17 protein-coding genes and 1 tRNA gene are annotated in these 22396 nt (G+C 45.7%); 1 reads left to right on the top strand and 17 read right to left on the bottom strand.

Going from position 1 to position 22396, the window contains the following annotated elements:
• Nucleotides 1-10: 10 nt before the first annotated feature.
• From pheS to ilvB, 13 genes are all read right to left on the bottom strand, one after another.
• A complete protein-coding gene (pheS, locus tag AC6EJC_RS11370; protein ID WP_269321413.1) occupies nt 11-1042 on the bottom strand; it encodes a phenylalanine--tRNA ligase subunit alpha in 1032 nt (343 codons plus the stop codon).
• A 450-nt stretch (nt 1043-1492) separates the two neighbouring features.
• A complete protein-coding gene (gene abc-f, locus AC6EJC_RS11365; protein ID WP_444954056.1) occupies nt 1493-3343 on the bottom strand; it encodes a ribosomal protection-like ABC-F family protein in 1851 nt (616 codons plus the stop codon).
• 369 nt (nt 3344-3712) lie between these two features.
• Complete coding sequence (locus tag AC6EJC_RS11360; protein ID WP_444954103.1) at nt 3713-4714, bottom strand: pectate lyase family protein; 1002 nt, start codon at nt 4712-4714, stop codon at nt 3713-3715.
• A gap of 311 nt (nt 4715-5025) precedes the next feature.
• Nucleotides 5026-5096, bottom strand: a tRNA-Gly gene (locus tag AC6EJC_RS11355).
• Between the two features lie 106 nt (nt 5097-5202).
• The gene (locus tag AC6EJC_RS11350; protein ID WP_444954055.1) at nt 5203-7344 is read right to left on the bottom strand and encodes a bifunctional diguanylate cyclase/phosphodiesterase; all 2142 of its coding nucleotides are present in this window, start codon (nt 7342-7344) and stop codon (nt 5203-5205) included.
• 341 nt (nt 7345-7685) lie between these two features.
• Nucleotides 7686-8789: an ATP-binding protein gene (locus AC6EJC_RS11345; RefSeq protein WP_444954054.1), complete on the bottom strand. Its 1104-nt coding sequence runs from the start codon at nt 8787-8789 to the stop codon at nt 7686-7688.
• Between the two features lie 336 nt (nt 8790-9125).
• Nucleotides 9126-9542, bottom strand: a complete 417-nt coding sequence (locus tag AC6EJC_RS11340) for a hypothetical protein (protein ID WP_444954053.1) — start codon at nt 9540-9542, stop codon at nt 9126-9128.
• Between the two features lie 260 nt (nt 9543-9802).
• A complete protein-coding gene (locus AC6EJC_RS11335; protein WP_013309390.1) occupies nt 9803-10342 on the bottom strand; it encodes a peroxiredoxin in 540 nt (179 codons plus the stop codon).
• A gap of 321 nt (nt 10343-10663) precedes the next feature.
• Complete coding sequence (leuB, locus tag AC6EJC_RS11330; protein WP_444954052.1) at nt 10664-11740, bottom strand: 3-isopropylmalate dehydrogenase; 1077 nt, start codon at nt 11738-11740, stop codon at nt 10664-10666.
• Between the two features lie 203 nt (nt 11741-11943).
• Entirely contained in the window at nt 11944-13485 is a 1542-nt protein-coding gene (locus tag AC6EJC_RS11325) for a 2-isopropylmalate synthase (RefSeq protein ID WP_444954051.1), read from the bottom strand.
• 124 nt (nt 13486-13609) lie between these two features.
• A complete protein-coding gene (gene ilvC, locus AC6EJC_RS11320) occupies nt 13610-14602 on the bottom strand; it encodes a ketol-acid reductoisomerase (RefSeq protein ID WP_007429526.1) in 993 nt (330 codons plus the stop codon).
• A gap of 163 nt (nt 14603-14765) precedes the next feature.
• Entirely contained in the window at nt 14766-15251 is a 486-nt protein-coding gene (ilvN, locus tag AC6EJC_RS11315) for an acetolactate synthase small subunit (RefSeq protein WP_016820552.1), read from the bottom strand.
• A gap of 1 nt (nt 15252) precedes the next feature.
• The gene (ilvB, locus tag AC6EJC_RS11310; RefSeq protein ID WP_444954050.1) at nt 15253-16998 is read right to left on the bottom strand and encodes a biosynthetic-type acetolactate synthase large subunit; all 1746 of its coding nucleotides are present in this window, start codon (nt 16996-16998) and stop codon (nt 15253-15255) included.
• A 613-nt stretch (nt 16999-17611) separates the two neighbouring features.
• On the opposite strand from ilvB, the gene AC6EJC_RS11305 reads away from it, so the two are divergent.
• Nucleotides 17612-18052, top strand: a complete 441-nt coding sequence (locus AC6EJC_RS11305; RefSeq protein WP_444954049.1) for a GNAT family N-acetyltransferase — start codon at nt 17612-17614, stop codon at nt 18050-18052.
• Nucleotides 18053-18086: 34 nt separating this feature from the next.
• On the opposite strand, the gene AC6EJC_RS11300 is transcribed toward AC6EJC_RS11305, so the two are convergent.
• From AC6EJC_RS11300 to AC6EJC_RS11285, 4 genes are all read right to left on the bottom strand, one after another.
• Nucleotides 18087-18434, bottom strand: a complete 348-nt coding sequence (locus AC6EJC_RS11300; protein ID WP_444954048.1) for a hypothetical protein — start codon at nt 18432-18434, stop codon at nt 18087-18089.
• A gap of 265 nt (nt 18435-18699) precedes the next feature.
• A complete protein-coding gene (locus AC6EJC_RS11295) occupies nt 18700-19659 on the bottom strand; it encodes an ABC transporter permease (RefSeq protein WP_444954047.1) in 960 nt (319 codons plus the stop codon).
• Nucleotide 19660: 1 nt separating this feature from the next.
• Entirely contained in the window at nt 19661-20740 is a 1080-nt protein-coding gene (locus AC6EJC_RS11290; RefSeq protein ID WP_444954046.1) for an ABC transporter permease, read from the bottom strand.
• Nucleotides 20733-22271 (bottom strand): ABC transporter ATP-binding protein, encoded by a 1539-nt coding sequence (locus tag AC6EJC_RS11285; protein WP_444954045.1) that lies wholly within the window; start codon nt 22269-22271, stop codon nt 20733-20735. The genes AC6EJC_RS11290 and AC6EJC_RS11285 overlap by 8 nt, the downstream gene beginning before the upstream one ends.
• Between the last annotated feature and the right edge of the window lie 125 nt (nt 22272-22396).

The following is a 22396-nucleotide window of genomic DNA, read 5'->3' as shown; positions in this document are numbered from 1 at the left end:
ATATAGTTGTTTATTGACGCGCAAACTGTTTCAGGAATGACAGGTCGCTGTTATAAAAATGACGAATATCGTCGATGCCGTATTTCAAAATAGCAATTCGCTCTACACCCATGCCGAATGCAAAGCCGCTGTACACCTCGGGATCAAAACCGCCCATCTCCAGCACCTTCGGATGGACCATGCCACAGCCCAAAATTTCGATCCATACGCGTTCGCCATTTTTCTTCACAAAAGTCACGTCTACTTCAGCACTCGGCTCTGTGAACGGAAAGAAGCTTGGGCGCAAACGGATTTCGGTCGATTCTCCGAACATTTCGCGTGCAAATTGAAGTAAGGTTCCTTTCAAATCACTCATACGAATGTCTTTTCCAATGACAAGCCCTTCAATTTGGTGGAATTGGAAGGAATGCGTCGCATCGTCATCATCACGTCGAAAAACCGTACCCGGACAAATAACCTTAATAGGCGTTTCGCCCTTCATCGCTTCCATCGCGCGAATCTGAACCGGTGACGTATGGGTACGCATCAACAGATCCTCGGTCAGGTAAAATGAATCCTGCATATCCCGTGCGGGGTGATTTTTAGGCAGGTTCAATGCTTCGAAGTTGTAATAATCCGTCTCTGCCTGAGGACCCTCAGCCACTCGATATCCCATACCTGTAAAAATATCCTCGATTTGCTCAATCACTTTGTTGAGCGGGTGCAATCCACCTTGCGGAAGTGCGCGTCCAGGCAGCGTAACGTCGATCTTTTCCGCTTGCAGGCGTTCATTCGTTTCCGCTTTTGTGAACTCGTCCTGCTTACGGTTAACGACTTCTTCAATCGCCTCGCGCACCTCATTAGCTACCTGTCCAACAACCGGACGCTCTTCCGCGCTCAGCTTGCCCATACCGCGCAAAATTTCAGTCAGTGCGCCCTTTTTTCCCGAATATTTGACCCGTAGATCAGCCAGCTCCTTGGGTGTTGCCACCTTCTCCAATACTTCCAGTGCTTCTTCCTTCAAGGCCAGCAAATGTTCCTTCATTTGGATGGTTTCGCTCATCGCCTGTTCAGTCCCCTTTCTTCATATCCAGCTTTTCAGACAACAAAAAAAGGTCTTTTCTCCCGGTAAGGGACGAAAAGACCGTGGTACCACCCTCGTTAGACAATTAAGCTCAGCTCACCCGGCGTTCTGCCTTGCGGCAGCCATTACAGGTGATCATTCATGCTATGCATCATCGTCTCGCTCTGCACGTTGTAACGGTCGTGAACCGGTATCCCCTACTTGCACATTCGCCATTCAGATGACGCTTGAGGTTCAAGGAACTGCTCCGGAGCGAACTTCAACAGCCCAGTATTTGCAGAAACGCTCTCAATCCTACGGCGCTTCCTCCCTGTTCAATCGGACACTGCCTACTCTTCTCCATCAAGACATTTTCAAAATTTCGAACTATTGTTCATTATTATATGCAAACTACCGCGCTTTGGCAAGCAGGGCCTACGTTTCATTCCTTTAGATATCGGGATCATCCAACCGATCCAGCTTTGCACGAATGCGCCTGATTTCGCTCAACAGCTCCTCATTTTCGTCACTCGTGCTCGTCATCCCCATCAATTCTGTAAGACGCAATTGTAATCGAAGACGTTCCTCCCGCTGCTCCTGATCCTCTGGCTCCCGTTCACGGCTCCGTTCATCCTCTTGCTTTTCGTCGGCTGTCCCCTCATAGATTTCATATCCACCCCCCGGCTTCATATCGAGTAACCGAGTTGCCGTGCACCGCACCAGCTCCCGGTCATGCGAGACGAGTACCAGTGCTCCATCATAGTTGCGCAAAGAATCCTCTACAATTTCACGGGTTTCAATGTCAAAATAATTCGTCGGTTCATCCAGCACCAGCAGATTGGCTCCACTAAAGTACAAGCGCAGAAAGGCCACCCTGCATTTCTCCCCCATACTGAGCGTCCCGATCCTTTTAAACACATCTTCTTTGGCAAAAAGAAAGCAGCCCAGCACCGTTCTTGCTTCTGTTTGCGTCATTGTCGGGAGCGTAAGCAAACTGTCCAGCAACGTCTGATCCTCTGGAAGCTGCTCCAGCTCCTGTGAAAAATATCCGATGTTTAACTGTGGGTTGGCTGTGATTTTTCCCGTCTGCGGTTCCAGCTGACCTGTTAATAACCGAAGCAGCGTGGTTTTACCAATTCCATTGGGCCCCCGAACAGCCAGACGGTCTCCACGCGCAACGTTCAGATTTAGATTTTTCACAATGATACGGTCGTCGTAGCTAAAGTCAACCTGCTCAGCACGCAGCAAATATTTTGCCTGAAGCCCGCTGTCACTTAATTTCATGTGCAAAGACGCAGCCTCACGCGGTTGCTCTACTCTATTGGCCTCCAGTCGCTCCAGTTCCTTCTCCTTCGCATGATAACGGGAAATATTTTTTTTAGCCTTGGCCTTATAAAAGCTCTGCGTAACGGCCATCTCAACCTTGGATGCGCCACGATGCGCCTGATGAAACCATTCCCTGTAATTTCGAATCGTTTCCTCCAGCGCCTGTCTCGCCAGCTCCTGCTTCCGATAACTGGCTTCCTGCTCTCGCAGTTCCCGCTCCTTTTGCGCTTTATATTCCTTATAGCCGCCTTTATAGCGCCCAATACCTGTCGATGTGAGCTCAACTATACTCGTAGCCACCCGATCCAAAAAGGCTCTGTCATGCGATACAAACAGCAGCGTTCCCGGATACGTGGACAGCCACTGCTCCAGCCAAAGCAAGCTTTCGGCATCCAGATGATTGGTCGGCTCATCCAGCACCAGCAGCTTCGGCTGCCTGACCATCAGTCCGGCCAATCGTACTCTCGTCTTCTGCCCTCCACTCAGGTCACCGTAGGCAATCGCCCACGTCTGGGCAGGCATTCCCATTCGGGTGAGCGCCTTTTCCACCTCAGATTCCCAGGTAAAGCCTTGCAGGCGTTCATATTCATCCATCAGCTCGCCATAACGCTCCAGATGATGCTCCATATCCTTCCCAGCATCGGCTAGGTGAGCTTCCAGCTGTCCCAACGCTTGCTTGAGACGCCAATGCCGAGGGCTGGCCTGCTGTGCGACCTCCAGTGCGGTTCGAGACCAATCCACCGTATCCTGCTGTTTCAGCCAGCCTCTCTCTTCCAGCGGCAATTCATGCTCTATCTTCCCTGAAGTGGGCGCTTCGTCCCCCAACAATATTCGTAACAGTGTCGTTTTACCTGCTCCATTTCTTCCAAACAGCGCGAGCCGTTCTCCTTCCATCACGTCCAACGACACATTCTCAAATAAAGATGTGCCGTTCCATTCCTTTACTATATTGCGAATACGCAAAATCGTTCTCATACTACGATCATCCTTTCCCAGTCCGGTTTTTTGATCCCGGAAGCAATAAAAAAAGCCGCAGAAGGCTGCGGCTTGCATACAAGGAATATAGAATGACTGTTATGAGTCGTTTCAGAACATACGCTTATGAAAAATAAACACCGCGAACGAAAAAAACCAAATCCCGTTCCGGAATAAACGCATACGTCCCTACCTTCATTTTCAGACACACTTCTCCCGTTGCAGCTTACAGCCGCCTGCCAGTAACTGTGCAGTTGAGTGGGAAAATCAGTGTGCTTACTTCATCGGACGTGTGGTTACCTTCCTTTTCATGGGATACTTGCTTGCAGTCAGTATAGCAGATCACAACACATTTGCAAATAACCCGCGTTATTTTCCAAATACCAGAGTTGTATTGGACGAACCTGCATATTTCGTTACAAACTCTTTGGTATATTCTGGAGTTTGAACCTGATAGCTATAGTTCTTGCTTGGATTCCAGTTGGTCACACGCGATTTTTGGTTGTTGATGGCGGGAAAACTACCTACATCTTTAAATTCACCATTGGCTTTATCATCAAGAATACCACCCTTTTCACTACCTTTTCCAAAGTAATTATTCTCGGAATAGATTCTTGCATTCGTTGCTATCGTGTAAGCCAACTGAAAATTATTAATATAATTATTTTTAACATGGAAATATCCATATCTCATAAGTCCTGGGCCACGTACAAGTAAGTTTTCAAAATAATTATTAGCGATCGTGATATGGGGCATGCCATCATAATTTTTGTTGCCATCATCAGGGTATCCCAGAATCAGGCCATATTTATGATTAGCAAATTTGGAGTTACTAATGGTTACATAATCAGCCGATTGCCCTATGTACAAAAGTTTGTCCAGATCCGAGCCATTCGCATCATAATTGTGACCTGCAAAAGTAACATGATCAATCCAATAATTTGTGCCCGCAGTAAGATAAAGTTGGATGTCATCGTTACCGTTAATGTTGGCACTGTGCTCAAAAGTTAAATTTTGAAAGATCACATTTCCCGAATTAGCCGTTGTTTTCAAATGAATATTGACTAGCTTGTTTTGCGCGTAAGAGCCAATCAGCGATTTATTAGAGCCAATATTAACGACAGTTTTAGAAGAGGCCGAAATATTTTTTTCGATGACCAAAATTTTAGGAGTTGAATCCCCTAGCTGGTTTTTCAATTCGTTTAGATTATTGATATAGATAACCTGACCGTTTTTCCCCCCTGTTGTGGCAGGCTTAGAAGCTCCGTTTTCGTTTTTAGCCTGTCCGGCAAAACCAGTCATTCCATTCGTCGACGTATTTGGAAAATCAGTCGCGGCGAACGTAGAGCTTGCCGGAAAAGTAAACAGCATAAAAGTTAATGCTAAAAAAAGAAAAGAAATTTTCCTCATTGCAGCTAAACCATCCTTTTTTTATATAAAATTCCAATAATGATACTATACTTATTTTTTAGTAAATGGTAAATAGTTCTTTTTATCTGTTTATTTATAGCATCTAAGCGAAATATTTGATATTTTATTTTGTGTAACAGTGTAAAAATAGTTCGTAAGAACGCAAAAAAGCCGTGATACCCCGTTGGCACCCCGACTAAAATGTATTTATCTAATTCTAAACAAAACAAAAACCCTTGCGTCACAAGGGTTCCGAACATCTTAAAGCAGTAAGCGGGTGATGGGAATCGAACCCACGCTATCAGCTTGGAAGGCTGAAGTTCTACCATTGAACTACACCCGCATTTTATAACATCTGATTCCTATATATGACACGCTTAAACTACCGTCAACCAGCTGAATCAGGATGTTATCTAGTATAACTTACCTCCCTGCAAAATGCAAGCATACTACACACTATCCTGAGCCAGCCAATTCATGGGTTTACGTAAAAACAATTTTTCAAAGACTTCTGCCGGAATGGGGCGGCTAAAATAATACCCCTGACCCTCATGACAATCCTGCGCCTGCAAAAAATGAAGCTGCTCCTCGTTTTCCACCCCTTCAGCCGTAACCTTCAGCTTCAAATGGTGAGCCATGGAGGCAATGGTAGATACAATTGCCGCATTTTTGCTGTCAACCAGTACCTCATTTACAAAGGAGCGGTCAATTTTAAGACGATCAATGGGGAGATTCTTCAAATAATGCAATGAACTATAGCCTGTTCCAAAATCATCAATACTGATTGCGACACCAATAGCCTTTATTTTTTTCAACTGTTCAAAGGCCCGATCCTTATCAAAGGTCATACTCTCGGTAATCTCCAGCTCCAGATAGCGTGGTTCCAATTCCGTATAGGCCAAAATGCCCCGAATGACATCCACCAGCTTTTTTTGCTGAAATTGGCGCATGGATAAATTGACCGATATCGGGATTGGTAGGTACCCAGCCTGCTGCCAATGCTTGTTTTGCAGACACGCCTCCCGAAGCACCCACTCCCCTAAGGGCACGATCAGACCGCTTTCTTCGGCCACCGGAATAAAATCTCCCGGCATCACCATCCCACGATGAGGATGATTCCAGCGCACCAGTGCCTCCAAACTCGTCAAATCGCCACTTTGCAGGTGAACACGTGGTTGATACACCAATGAAAATTCTTCATTCTCGAGCGCACGCCGCAGATCATTTTCCAGCTGGAGTCTTTCATGCGCCCGCATCTGCATCGTACTGGCATACCGCTGAAAATTTACTCCTTGCTCCTTGGCACTATGAACAGCAGTATCTGCTTGTTGAATGAGCTGCTCGCTCTGATTCGCATCCAACGGGTACAGAGCTATACCTACGCTCACCATCACGTGATAAGACTCTCCATTAATATCGAAAGGCTGATCGAACAGCTTCACCATATCATCAATACGATTTCTCATGGCCTCTATATCTTCGTACCCCGTTAGAAGAAAGGCAAATTCATCTCCGCCCATGCTAAAGACATCTTCCCCTTCATGGCAAAAATGCCCTAAGCGTTCCCCTACCGCATACAGCAAATAATTCCCTGCCATATGTCCAAGCGAATCATTAATCGCTTTGAAACGATCAATATTTAGCACTAAAAGCGCTACTGTCTCATCAGATTTCAATGAATTGCGCAATATTTTATCCAAGCGTTGGGAAAGGCGGCGACGATTTGGGAGTCCTGTTATATCATCATTATAAGCAATGTGATTAAATTCAGATTCCGCCACCTGCTTTTCACGATAAGGAACCAGAACCATCAGCCGGACTAAGCCGCTCAACATATTATAAAACGCAATCGCATTGGTCAAAAGTCCCATTAGATGATTGATATCACTCATTTGCTCAGAAGATAAATAGAACAACTGACTCACAACACACAGCCCAATCCCACGAATAATAAGCAACATGCCCAGCTCTGCCGGGCAGGATTTCCGATATTTTCGCACCCCGAAAATAAAAATGAGCACAAACAGTAACATGACAGCCAGATTCAACATCCACCCCAGGTTGCCTATTTCGTATCGTATACGTAGATCCGGTAAGCCTGCACCATATGCCCTAATAATTCCTAGAATCAGCAAAGTGCAGCCTATACCAGCCCACAAAGCGACTGTCTTGTATCCAGACTTCGTCTTACCAAACGGGAGGAAACAAATGATTAAGAGCATAACAGAGGTAAAGGCACGATTCACAAACAGCAACCACAACGAAATGCCCGGAGACAAGGCAAAGTCCGTCAGGCTTACGAAGCTAAACGAAACGATATGAACAAGGTAAAGCAGACCAACCACCAGAAACGTCGGGGCAATAAGCAGTCTCTGCCAGGATAACGAATCCAGCAAAACCGACCAGGATTGATAAAAAATAGAAAAACAAATCGCAGCACAAGCAAACCCTACAATCGGATATAACAAGAAAAAAACATTATGGGAGTATATCTTATTCAAAGTTACGTGAAATAACTGAACCAAAACAAACAAAACTATCGCAGCAATACCGATACCTATCGTTTTTTTTACTTCCAGCCGTATACTCATTCAGCCTCTTCAGCCCCCTGCATATCGGAGATTCCGATCATCTAAGACGTTTGACAGCTTTGGAAGCCGTTGTTTAAGTCTATAGTATCAAAAATAATGTTGTATTCTGGTATATAATAGCATTTAATCTGTGAAAGGTGAATCATTTTTTTGTCTTAAATCCATGAATTTATTTTCGCATTTACGCAAACAAACGAGCTTACAGCACTAAAAAAGCGCATCATCTTTTCAGATTATGCGCTCCGGACGACCTTTTTCAAGTAGGTGATACCTATACCTCAACGCTGTACAACACAAAAGAAATAGTATGTACAGGACCCCTCTGCGAAAACCTCACAATATTAAACTACAGGAAGTGTGATTTTAAATTGTGTACCACTTCCATGCTTACTGTCTACATGTATGAAGCCTCCATGATTTTTGATAATTCGATAGCTCACAGCCAATCCTAAGCCGGTTCCACTTTCTTTTGTTGTAAAAAAAGGATCAAATAAACGCGCCAATGTATTGTGGTCCATACCTAATCCGTTATCTTCAATGCAAATGTGGACATAAGAGCCCTCAAGCACTGTATGGATATCAATGCATCCCTCTCGTTCCCCGCTGATGCTTTCAATGGCATCCATCGCATTTTTAATCATATTGAGGATAACCTGCTTAATCTGCTTCACGTCAATGGAAACCTTCATGAGCTCATCATTTTCATCCAGTGCAATCTGGCAGCCCTTCATCAACGCTTCGCTTTCTGTCAGCATCACTACCTCTTTCAGCAGTCCCATCACAGATACAGCCGTTTTTTGCGGAGCCGAAGGCTTGGACGAATTTAAAAACTCGTAAATAATGTCGTTCGCACGATCAATTTCTGTTAAAATAATGCGGGCATACTCATCCCTGCCCAACTCCACCAAATGCGGCCGAAGCAATTGAATAAAGCCCCGGATTGCGGTAAGCGGGTTACGGATTTCATGCGCTATAGAGGCCGAGATGCGTCCCAGCATCGCCAGCTTGTCGTTTTGATACGCCGTCTGCTCAATCTGCTTATAATCCGACACATCCTTGACGCTAAACAAAAAATCGCCATCCATCTGATCACCGTAGGTCACTGTTATCAACCAATGCCGACCATACTCATCAATCAACTCATGATAGCGCTTTCTATGAAAGATAGTTTCTTTATAAATCCGCATGATTTTCTTCTTCTTAAACCGACTTAACTCAGGATGATGCAAAATTTGCATCAGGTTGCGACCCGCCAGCGAACTACGTGGTAGCTCCAGCAATTTCGCCATTTGCACGTTAATAAAGGTCAGTACCCCGTCACTGTCAAACAGCATGATACCACTATCCAGGTTCTCCAGCACATTTTCATACTTGTTATTGGCGATCTGTGTGGAAGGGCAAGCTCCCACGGTATCAAACAAGGCTTCTTGGAATTCACTGATCATGCCAGGCTTCCCCCTTGTTTCGGAATGATAAACTGGCCGTATCGGACGCGTAACATTCTTGAAGAAGAGAAAGGCATCTATCGACTACCCTTCAATGGTACAGAAAACAGTTTCACAGAACTCCGACCATCTCTTTCCAATTCGAGTCTTATTTTATGATAGACAAGATTAAGGACCCCAGTCAATCGGAAAAAGTGTCGAATCCACATTTTTATCCTGTTTTCTTTCGTCATAATATCTGCGCAACATACCAAAACGAAAGAATAAGTTAGGAATAAGCGCCCTACACACCAAAGAAGCTCTCCAGAATTGAGAGCTTCTTTGGTGTGTAGGATGTCAACTGCCGCTCTTATTATGTTGAAGCCGGGATCGTCTTTGGCTCATAACGGCCAGTCTTCTCTTAAGCTCTCCCTGCCATTTTTCATCGTTCATCTGTTTGGCTACCATCAATAAATCCAGGGACATATCAATTTGGCGCTTCACAATTTCAAACGCATCTTCACTCTCACGATTTACACAGTTTTCAAATATCGTATCATCGTCTTCCATGACATAATCCTGAAAATCAATCTCGGTTGCCCCATCTCCATGTGCATATTCAGCCAAAATTTCATACTCATTTTCGACTTTATAATGAACTTCAATGCGACGACATACCGGGCAAAACAGCAAAGGAACATTATGAACTTGGGTGCGGTAATGCTTCAGCGTTCCCTTAGTTCCTACCATGCTTGCTCCACAGCAATAACTCATCCGGGCTCAGCCTCCTCTGAACAAAACCTGTTCTGCCTTGTTTATCTTCTACACTACCTTATTCGCTTTCGTAAGGCAAAATTCCTCCAGAACACAACAACATTTCCATAATTATTTGTTACTTTACTCTGTATTACATTATTCAAGCAGGCTACCCTAACATCTTCTGCTGCATAGCACAGGCAAGCAAGCCCCCAATAACGGCAGAATCACCGCTTGTTGGGGGCTTGCTTGTTTAAGTTCAACTCGAAAAGCTTATATTACAGATTTTTATCGCCTGGTTTCCAGTTCATTGGGCACAAGCCACCGGATTGCAAAGCTTGCAGTACACGCAATGTTTCTTCCACACTGCGACCTACGTCGTTGTGGTTAACCACTTGATATTTCAATTCGCCTTCTGGATCAATGATGAACAAGCCGCGTAATGCAACGCCTTCTTCTTCGATCAGCACGCCATAATCGCTTGCTGTTTTTTTCGTGATGTCAGAAGCCAATGGGAAGTTCAGTTTGCCCAGACCGTTGTTTTCTTTAGCTGTGTTGATCCATGCTTTGTGACTGTGTACGGAGTCTACACTGATACCCAGAATTTCAGTATCCAGCTCTTTGAATTGGTCAGCAGCATCGCTCAATGCTGTAATTTCAGTTGGACACACAAAAGTGAAATCCAGCGGATAGAAGAAAAATACGAGCCACTTGCCACGGTAATCGGAAAGCTTCACCGAACCAAATTCTTGACCGTCTCCAGTCACTGTTTCCAATGCAAAATCAGGTGCGGGTCTTCCTACCAATCTTTCTGCCATAATATGAAATCCTCCTTTAAAATATGTAAGAAAAACACCAACTGTGTTTTCCTCAATCATCTGTATTGTAATAAACAACCTACTTGATAAATGTTATCATTCACTGAAATCAAAGTCAATATTGTAACCATTACTTTTTTATAATTATTTTAAACTAGGTCAAAAATTCACGATTTATTCACATTTTGAACTTTTGAATATACAAGTAGCTCCTGATTGCTCAGGAGCTACTGTGCTAAACATTTGCCGAAAAGGCTGTACTGTATAACCTTACTATATAATAGGAAGCTTTTTTTCAGAACGGATACATTTACGGAGTTTTTAACGAATAGCTGCTGCGATCAGTTCTCCCATTTGAGTTGTCGAGATCGCTTGAGATTTATCCACCGCAATATCTGCCGTACGGTGTCCTGCATCCAGTACCTCAGCTACTGCTTTCTCAATGGCATCAGCTGCCCTCTCGTACCCGAAGGTGAGACGAAACATCAAAGCAACGGACAAAATCGTTGCAATGGGATTCGCCAGTCCTTGACCTGCAATGTCAGGCGCCGAACCGTGTACCGGCTCGTATAGACCGAAGCTGCCTTCTCCAAGTGATGCAGAGGAGAGCATACCGATGGACCCGGTCAGCATAGCCGCTTCATCACTAAGAATGTCACCAAACATATTTTCCGTCACGATGACGTCAAAGCTGGATGGACGACGCAGCAATTGCATGGCGCAGTTATCCACCAATACATGCTCCAGCTCGACATCCGGATAATCTACAGCGACCCGGTTAACTACTTCACGCCATAAACGGGAAGTTTCCAGTACATTAGCCTTGTCCACCGATGCAAGCTTTTTGCGACGTTTTTGTGCAATTTCGAAAGATTGGCGAACAATACGCTCTACTTCCGTTACATTATATGCGCAAGTATCGACCGCTTCCTCACCCTGAGGACTTTCTCGTCTGAACTTCTCACCGAAATAAATGCCGCCCGTCAGTTCGCGCACGACGATCAGGTCCGTTCCTTCCAATACTTCTGGTTTCAACGTAGACGCGTCCTTGAGACAGTCGAAGACGACAGCAGGACGGAGATTCGAAAACAGACCGAGCTCTTTGCGAATACCCAGCAATCCGGTTTCGGGACGAAGTTCCTTAGGATTGTTATCCCATTGAGGTCCTCCTACCGCCCCCAGCAGTACGGCATCTGCAGATTGACATACAGCCAGTGTTTCTTCCGGCAATGGTGTACCCTTTTTATCAATGGCGATCCCGCCGAACAGCGCATGCTCCGTTTCAAATGAAAGGCCGAACACTTCTTCCGTACGTTTCAAAATTTTCTCTGCCTCAGCGACCACTTCCGGTCCGATTCCATCTCCCGCTATTACCGCAATCTTTTTAACGTCTGCCATCACGTACACTCCTCTTGTTATACACCCATACAGGTGTATTTTTCATACCTTCTTTGTAACATACATGGCAGGGCTTTGACCAAGATGTAGAATCTATCAATTAATAGGCTTAGCCTATAAGCTGGATTTTTCATCAGAGAAAACAAAACAGGACCGGAAACACCCGATCCTGTACATGTCAAACTCTTACGTCTCCAAAAAAATTAGGACTTATAATCTACACGATTGCTGTAATTTTTACGCTTGTCGATTAAACCATTAAGCGCATCCACGTAAGCCCGAGCACTTGCTTCCAGAATATCGGTGCTTACCCCGCGTCCCTGTACTGACAGTCCGTTTTGAGTCAACACCACATGCACTTCACCCAGAGCATCCTTACCATGGGTAACTGATTTGATGGAGTAATCTGAAAGTACAACACTCTCGCTGCTGGCTTGGTCAATCGCATTGTAGATCGCATCGACTGAACCATTCCCTTCAGCTTCTGTCTCGATAACCTGACCTTCGTCGTTAACCAGACGTACTTGAGCGGAAGGCGTAGCCTTGTTCCCATAGGTTACGAAAATCGTTTCCAGCTTGAAGACTTCAGGTGCATCGGCCAATTTTTCTTCCAGCAACGCCAGAATATCATCGTCCGATACTTCCTTCTTCTTATCAGCCAAATCCTTGAACTGACCAAAAGCGCGGTTCAGATCTTCTTCATTCAATTCGTAGCCCAACTCGATCAAACGCTCACGGAAAGCATGACGACCTGAATGCTTGCCCAGTACCAGCTTGCTTTCTTTCAGACCGATACTTTCCGGTGTCATGATTTCATAGGTCGTTTTCTCCTTCAGCATGCCGTCTTGGTGAATACCTGATTCATGGGCAAAAGCATTGGCTCCAACGATCGCCTTGTTGCCCGGCACCACCATCCCCGTCAAACGGCTAACCAAACGGCTCGTGCGTGCAATTTCAGACAATTGCAGAGACGTTTTGGCCTGGAAAAATTCCTGTCTCGTCTCCAGTGCCATTGCGATTTCCTCAATGGCCGTGTTTCCAGCGCGTTCACCGATACCGTTAATGGTTCCTTCGATCTGATCCGCCCCGTTCAGAATGGCAGCGAGTGTATTAGCGGTGGCCATTCCCAGGTCATTGTGGCAATGTGCACTCAATTGAACCTTCTCCACATCAACCACATTTTCCTTGATATGTTTGAAGATATTCCCATATTCGTAAGGTGTCAAGTAACCCACCGTATCTGGAATATTGACGACAGAAGCCCCTTCCTGTACAGCCATGGTGACCATTTCAACCACAAAATCAAGCTCAGTACGACCTGCATCCTCCAAAGAAAACTCTACTTTGGGCAAATATTTTAATCCATAGCGAATGGCTGCACGAGCGGTTTCCAATACCTGTGCCTTCTCCATCCGCAGCTTATGCTGACGGTGAATTGGAGAGGTTGCCAAAAAGATATGGATACACGGGTCCTGAGCTCCCTTGAGTGCCTCACGAACCGCATTAATATCTTGTTCCCTTGCACGCGAAAGGCCAATAACCGTCGAATTTTTGACAGCTTTTGCTACTGCATTAACAGCCGCCAGATCACCCGGAGAAGCAGCCGGGAAACCAGCTTCCATACGATCGATTCCCAGCTTTTCCAACTGATAAGCGATCTCCACTTTCTCACGAGTATTCAAGTTCACGCCAGGTGACTGCTCTCCGTCTCTCAACGTTGTGTCAAATATATATATTTTGCGCAACGTAACGCACCTCCCTCAGGATTAGGACCCTTAAATTACAATACGGCTCACGCATAAGCAGAGCCGCATTGTAATTTATGTTTATAAATAATTCATGTTGTCGAGCTCATTGTACAAAAGGTTCTTACTTTTTGATCCAATGCATCATTTCACGCAGTTGTCCGCCCACCACTTCAATCGGATGGTTAGCTTCATTACGACGAGTCGCCGTCAGGAATGCACGTCCAGATTGATTTTCAAGAATAAAGTCACGAGCAAATTTACCTTGCTGAATGTCAGTCAATACTTCCTTCATGGCTTTCTTCGTATCTTCCGTTACCACACGTGGTCCAGTTACATAATCGCCATATTCCGCTGTATTACTGATGGAATCACGCATCGTTGCCAATCCACCTTCATACATCAGGTCAACGATCAGCTTAAGCTCATGCAAGCATTCGAAGTATGCCATCTCAGGAGCATATCCTGCTTCAGTCAATGTTTCAAAACCTGCTTTTACGAGTGCGCTCACGCCGCCACACAATACCGCCTGCTCACCGAACAGATCCGTCTCCGTTTCTTCACGGAAGGAGGTTTCAATTACGCCCGCACGTGTACAGCCAATGCCTTTTGCGTAAGCAAGACCGATTTCTTTGGCTTGACCCGTTGCGTCCTGCTCAATTGCGATCAAACCCGGTACACCAAATCCTTCTACATAGGTACGACGTACCATATGTCCTGGGGATTTTGGAGCAACCAGCAATACATCGCTATCTTTAGGAGCTACGATTTGTCCAAAATGAACGTTGAAACCATGGGAGAACAAAAGAGCTGCGCCTTTTTTCAGGTTAGGTTCAATTTCATTTTTGTACACAGAAGCTTGTGTTTCATCCGGCAACAAAATTTGAACCACATCTGCACGGCTTGTTGCATCAGCTACGTTCAGAACTTCAAAACCGTCGTTTCTTGCGACATCAGCTGATTTGCCTTCACGCAAACCAATAACAACATTCACACCACTGTCACGCAAGTTTTGTGCTTGAGCATGTCCTTGGCTACCGTAACCGATAACGGCCACTGTCTTTCCTTTCAATACGCTGAGTTCTGCATCTTTTTCGTAGTACGTTGTAACTGCCATGGTTAATTTCCTCCTTTTAATTGGACCCTTCATAATGAGCGGGTACTCCAAGAGACTTTGCTTCGTGATGGGTATCTAAAAATCTCTTCGAGCCCCCGCTCTTATGCGGGCGGTTCTTTATTGATGTAATGCGCTATAAGCGGTAATTCGTTAAAGCTCCATATTAAGCATTGCCACGTATCATAGCTGTAACCCCGGTTCGGGTCAGCTCACGAATTCCGTAAGGCTTCAATAACTCGATCATGGCATCTATTTTTTCCGTATCGCCAATGACCTGAACGATCAAGCTCGTCGTTCCAACATCAATTACAGCTGCTCTGAACGTTTCTACCACGCCCATAATCTCTGGCCGCTGAGGCGGTTCTGCCTTTACCTTTATCATCGCCAATTCCCGAGCAACCATCGGCTTGGAACTGAGATCGATGACCTTGATCACATCAACCAGCTTGTAAAGCTGCTTTTCAATCTGCTCCAGGTTGTTCTCATCTCCTACAGTCACAATGACCATACGGGATAATCCGGCTTCTTCCGATTGACCCACGGTTATGCTCTCAATGTTAAAGCCACGGCGACCAAACAGGCCGGAAACACGTTGCAAAACGCCGGGATGATCATTTACCAGTACAGCAATGGTATTTTTAGTCGTCATTTTACTCGTCCCCCATCAGCATTTGATCAATTGTCGAACCTTGTGTCACCATCGGATATACATTCTCTTCCTTGCTGACTACAAACTCGACAACGACCGGTCCGGGAGTATCAAGCGCCTCCTGCCAAGCCCGACGTGCCTCTTCCTTATTCGTAGCACGTAGTCCTTTTACACCATATGCTTCGGCCAGTTTCACAAAATCCGGACTTCCAGCCAGGTCAATGTGACTATACCGATTGTCATAGATCAATTCCTGCCATTGGCGAACCATTCCAAGTACCTGGTTGTTGATGATTACGATTTTGACCGGAATGTTATTGATTGCACAGATGGCTAATTCCTGCGAACACATCTGCATACCGCCGTCCCCGTTAATCGAGATCACCAATCTGTCCGGATTGGCCATCTGAGCGCCAATTGCAGAAGGAAAACCAAATCCCATCGTACCCAGTCCACCAGATGTCACCCATGAGCGTGGCTGATTGAATTTGTAATACTGTGCTGCCCACATTTGATGCTGTCCTACATCCGTCGTTACGATTGCGCCGCCCTTAGTCGTTTTATCCAACAACTCGACAACCCATTGTGGCTTAAGCACCGTTTCAGAATCCTTATAAGAATAAGGTTTCTTGTCCTTCCATTGCTGAATTTGCGCTCTCCATGCATCTGCCCGATCCGCGCGTTTCACATCCTGATTCAGCAATTCCAGTACTGCCTTCACGTCGCCTACGATTGGAATATCCGCTGCAACGTTTTTTCCAATTTCAGCAGGGTCGATATCAATGTGGACGATTTTGGCTTGAGGAGCAAACCCATCCAACTTGCCTGTCACCCGATCATCAAAGCGGGCACCGATACAGATCAACAGATCTGACTGTTGAATCGCCTGATTGGAAGTGTACGTTCCATGCATCCCCGGCATCCCCGTCCACAGTTCATGCCCACTTGGGAAACCTCCCAATCCGAGCAATGTTGTCGTAATGGGAATTTCCGTTTTACGAACAAACTCGTAAAGTGCTTCATGTCCACCGGAGTATACAACTCCGCCACCTGCCAGAATGAATGGACGTTCTGCTTCGGTAATTGCTTGAGTTAGCTTGTCTAGTTGAATTTTGTTAGGCAGCACTTTCGGGTTATAACCCCGCATGGTCACAGGTTCCGTTTGTGGAACAAACAACGTTTGGGCTGCGGAAATATCCTTCGGAATATCAATGAGTACAGGTCCCTTGCGGCCTGTGTTGGCAATATGAAATGCCTCATGGATGATACGTGGCAGATCCTCTACATCTCTTACCAGGTAGCTGTGCTTCGTAATTGGCATTGTAATTCCCGTAATATCGGCTTCCTGGAAAGCATCCGTACCGATCAGGGAAGATATAACGTTACCTGTGATGACCACCAACGGCACCGAATCCATAAAAGCTGTCGCAATGCCAGTTACCAGGTTTGTCGCTCCAGGTCCGGAAGTCGCGATACATACACCCACTTTACCGCTCGCCCGTGCATAACCATCTGCCGCATGAATAGCTCCTTGCTCGTGACGAGTGAGGACATGCTTGAAATCCTTAAAACCATACATGGCATCATAGATATAAAGCACTGCACCACCAGGATATCCGAAGACGCAATCTACTCCCTCCAGCAAAAGGCTACGGAGTAAAATTTCCGAACCTGTAATCACTTCAGGTTTCATCCACTTTTCACGTAATTCATCGGTTGACCTAACTTCAGGAATTTGTGCACTCATTGGTCATCCTCCTTCACAAAATTTACATACATCTGACATTTGTAAAAACAAAAAAACCTTTCATCCCTAGAACAGACTTGCTGTTACTGAGGGACGAAAGGCTATAGCTTCCGTGGTACCACCCGTGTTTGCCCGATATTTCGCAATATCGAACCTTGGCAGGTACAGAAATCACAAAGGATCTCCATATCTGGCGTCTGTAACGTAGACCGTACGATTTTCCCTAATAGGTGATTCAGCGCACCGTTAATACCATCGGGCCCAAATACTTTTCAGGAAAACAGCTCCAAGGTGAGCTCGTTAAAAAGGGATTTTGGTGAAGCTTGCAGCTAATGCTTCACTCTCTGAACAAAAGAGCCCTAATCACTTCGTCCTCTTCATTGCCGTTGAGTTCATGTCATTCTTTCAAATGTTTAGACACATTATATGTCTCCCATCTGGGATAGTCAATACCCAGATTTCATAAAAATTTGTGTTTTTCTTCTGAAGCACCTCAGAGTCGCACGCTTGTAAGAGGTACCCGCATATTATAAAAAAGACCACACGGTGAGACTGTGCACTCCTCCAAAGCCATGTCTTATCTTGTTAAAAGGGTAGAAAAGGAGGCCCGTTTATGATTCGCAAACGCAGCGCTCAAGATGACACCATGATCTTTCGTCTAATCGAGCAAGAGCTTGTCCCCCTATCGCATTTAAGTGCCCATGAAATGGATCAAATACGCAAAGAATTACCCCGGCGCTTAAACCGGGGCATCACTTTTGTAGCTTGCAGGCCGGATAATGCACAGGTTGTTGGCTTCATTCATGTTATGCTGCATGGAGAACTATTATACATTGATTTGATCGCAATCTCTTCGGCTCATCAAGGTAAGCGATACGGAAAAAAACTGCTGGAACATGCCGAGCATTACGGCCGACTGCGGCGCTGCAAGCGGGCTAAAGTCATGGTGGACGAAGACAATATCCGGGGGATCCATTTTTATCTGCGTCATCAATATCACATGCTGCGATACGTAGCTCTGAGCCGATGTCACGAACTCGAAAAGTCTCTGTGAAAAGTATCTTTTTCGGGTTCGTGATTTTGTAGAACTAAAATAAATTGGGGTAATACGGATAGCCTACTCCGGGGTATCCCCCGTCTGTATACGGGCCATATCCTGGTCCTCCATAACCTGGACCGTAACCACCATATCCGCCTCCATATCCCCCACCGTAGCCACCAACGTAAGGAGCTGTGCCGATGGCAAGCAAGTCAAACAGCACCAGAGGAATAATTGCCTTCGTGTTTACTTTTTTCTTGCGGTTTGGTTGAAGAACCAGTCGGTTACCCGAAATGCGAATCAGCTTGCCGCTGATCTGGGAACCATCCTTGCGAGTAGCGAAGATGACTTTGCCGACAAGCTTCTCCACCTGCTTTCTGGTTACTGCCTGTTTCATCGTATTTCCTCCTTCTTTCTCAACGGATGGACAGATTGAACGGCTCCTTGATAGCTCACCACCACCACAAAATAGACTGGAGCTGACAGGGGCCGAGCGTCCGTCCAATCTGCATAGCACAGTCTATTCCATTCATGCCAGAAGCGTATGTTTAAATGCCTGCACAACGTAAAAAAATCTGGTACCTGCACATGCAGATACCAGATTTTCATATACACCAATGTACATAATTCATAACATACAGCATCAAGCTGACTATGAGTTATTAACGCTTGCTTGGATCATAAAGTTGACCCAAAGCGGCCGGAGCGCGTGAACGTCCGACAGCCGCTACCAGTACAATAATCGTCAGGAGATACGGCAACATAAAAATAATTTCCTGGGGAATACTTTGCGACCATGCGAACAGCTGTACATAGTTGCGAATTGCTTGTGAAAAACCGAAAAACACTGCTGCGCCAAAAGCGCCGAGCGGATTCCATTTGCCAAAAATCATAGCGGCAATAGCAATATATCCCTGCCCCGAAACGGTATTGTGCGAGAACATATTGGTTGTAGTCAGGGTGATTGTAGCTCCACCAATCCCAGCCAACGCACCACTGATCATAACACCGATATAACGAAGGCGATTTACTTTGATCCCCACTGTATCAGCTGCACCCGGATGCTCCCCAACCGAACGCAAACGCAAGCCAAATGGAGTTTTATACAAAGTAAAATAGCCAATAATAACTAATAGAATGGATAGGTATGTCGTTGGATAAGCTTGGAAAAAGGCTTTTCCTGCAATCGGGATATCCACAAGATAAGGGATGGATATTTCGTTAAAACCCTGAATCCGACCGGTGTCACCATCACCCTCAAATAAAAGCTTGACCATGTACAGTGTACTACCTGCTGCCAGAAAGTTAATGACTATCCCGCTTATTACCTGATCGGCTTTAAACGTAATAGAGGCTACAGCATGAATCAACGAAACCAGAATACCGAACACCGCAGCCGACAGTACACCTACCCAGGCCGCAGAGGTGCCTCCTAGTCCCGCTTGCTCGGCATAAAATCCGCCGACACCCGCCGCAAAGGCCCCAAATACCATAAGTCCTTCCAACCCAAGGTTCGTTACACCGGATTTTTCCGAAAAAACTCCGCCAAGAGACGCAAAGATAATCGCCGTCGCAAAAACGAGCGTTGTATGGATTAATTCACCAAGTGTTAACCAACTCATTTTACAACACCTTCTCTTTCTTCCGCTTGGAGTAGAGCGGCTTCACAACCCAACGTACAATACCTTGGGCCGCAATGAAGAAAATAATCGAGCCAATGACAACCCGGATAATTTCGGGCGGTACATCCGCGCTAAAGCTCATCCCCGCAGAACCATACGTAAGCGTTCCGAACAAAACAGACCCCAGCAGCACACCGAATGGGTTATTCATCCCGATCAGAGCCACAGCGATACCGTCAAAGCCGGTTCCCGGTGATCCTGCCATGACAGATTGATAATGGAATACCCCCAGCACTTCAAAGGCACCTGCCAATCCGGCAAAAACACCACTAATGAACATCGCTTTTATGATATTACGATTTACATTCATGCCTGCATAACGGGATGCATCCTGATTAAATCCGACAGCCCGAAGCTCATAGCCCTGCTTCGTTTTCCACATGAAAATATAGAAAAACACTGCCGCCAGCACAGCAATCACCGTGCCCCAATGAACCCGAGCATTCCCCATCATCTGCGACAGCCATTCAATGGAAATTGAAGCGGAAGGCTGAATATCCACAGAACGATTTTCACCCTCCATAAGTGCAAACTGATTGATCACCAAGTTAGCCAAATACAGACCGATCCAGTTCATCATAATACATGTAATAACTTCATTTACGCCTCGCTTAGCCTTCAAATAGCCAGCAATCGCAGCCCACAGGCCTCCGAAAACTGCTCCTGCAATCACAGCCAGCGGTGCATGAATGATAGCAGGCAGCCCATGGAGTTTGATGCCCACAATCGAAGCAGCTGTCATACCGACCAGAAACTGACCTTCGCCGCCGATATTAAACAATCCGGCACGGGCCGCAAAGGCAAATGCCAATCCCGTTAAAATCAGCGGTGTCATCTCACGGATAGCCTCTCCAAAGTTGTAAGAATCTCCGTACACACGGCTAAACAAAGCGGAATATGCAACAATAGGATCATACCCGCCAATCAGCATCACGACAGCACCCAGAAGGAGACCCAAAATAATAGAGACCAGCGCCAGAACAAAGGAGTCTTTCGTAAATATTTTCAATAGGTTAGCCATTCTCTACTCCTTTCTTCACTGCACTTCCTGCCATCATCAGTCCCAGTTCCTGGTCATTCGTTTCTTCCGGCAGCACTTCACCGACAATCTTGCCCTCATAGATGACAGCAATTCGGTCGGATACGTTCATAATCTCGTCCAGCTCAAAAGAAATGAGCAGCACAGCTTTACCTTGATCCCGCTGGGCAATCAGTTGTTTTTGGACAAATTCAATAGCTCCGACATCCAGACCGCGTGTAGGCTGTGCTGCAATGAGAAGGTCTGGATTTTTATCAATTTCACGCGCAATGATAGCTTTTTGCTGATTCCCACCAGATAACGCTCTTGCCTTGGTGTGAATATCTGGTGTTCTTACATCAAACTTCTCGATAAGACTTTTTGCTTGCTTATCTATAGCATCTTTGTTCAAGAAGCCATTTTTACTGTAAGGCGCCTGATAATACGTCTCCAGCACCATATTTTCACTCATGGAAAAATCGAGCACCAGCCCATGCTTATGACGGTCCTCCGGTATATGTGAAACTCCTGCTTCTGAAATTTTGCGTGGTGGCTGATTCGCTACCTCTTGTCCGAGCAAACGGATACTCCCGCCATCCACCTTGCGTAAGCCTGTCAAAGCTTCAATCAGCTCACTCTGTCCATTGCCATCTACTCCGGCAATCCCCAAAATCTCGCCCGCCTTGACCTGCAGGTTCAATTCATTCAGAACACTAATGCCATCCTTGTTTTTAGAGATTACATTGTTCATTTCCAGTACAGTTTGTCCTGGTTGAGCAAGCTGCTTATCCACTTTAAAGGACACACGACGGCCCACCATTTTCTCCGCCAGCTCATTTGGTGTTGTTTCAGACGTTTTGACCGTATCAATAACCTGACCTCGACGAATGATCGTAACCGTATCTGCAATTTGCATGATTTCTTTGAGTTTATGAGTAATAAGAATAATTGATTTACCTTCGGCTACCAAGCGTTTCATAATGTCCAGTAACTCAGTGATTTCCTGCGGCGTCAGCACAGCTGTAGGCTCATCGAAAATCAGAATATCTGCACCGCGATAGAGCGTTTTGATAATTTCCACACGTTGCTGCATACCAACAGATATATCCTCAATTTTGGCATTCGGATTTACCTGAAGACCATATTGCTCAGACAACCGCTGTACTTCTGCAGCAGCCTTTTTATAATTGATTTTCAGACCCTTACGTGGCTCCGAGCCCAGGACAATATTTTCGGTAACGGTAAACGGCTGCACGAGTTTAAAATGCTGATGCACCATGCCGATCCCCAGATCAATCGCCTTATTTGGACTATCAATCTGTACTGGTTTACCTCCGATTTCAATTGTCCCTTCATCCGGCTGATACAGTCCGAAAAGAATATTCATAAGCGTAGATTTACCCGCGCCATTCTCACCCAAAAGGGCATGAATTTCTCCCTTATGCAGCTTGATGCTGATGGAGTCGTTGGCAACGATGCCGGGGAATCGTTTTGTAATTTGCTTTAACTCAACGACTGGGGTCGCTGCATCCATGAGATCACCCTTATACACTTTATAGTATGTGCTCAAACAATGAGCTGATTTTGACCGTTATCTGTATAACTCCAGACGTAAGAACAAGGCTAGTCTTATGAACCAGCCTTGTCGCCACCTCTATG

It is taken from the genome of Paenibacillus sp. TY11, assembly GCF_059772165.1.
This window is presented reverse-complemented; position numbering and strand designations above follow the sequence as displayed.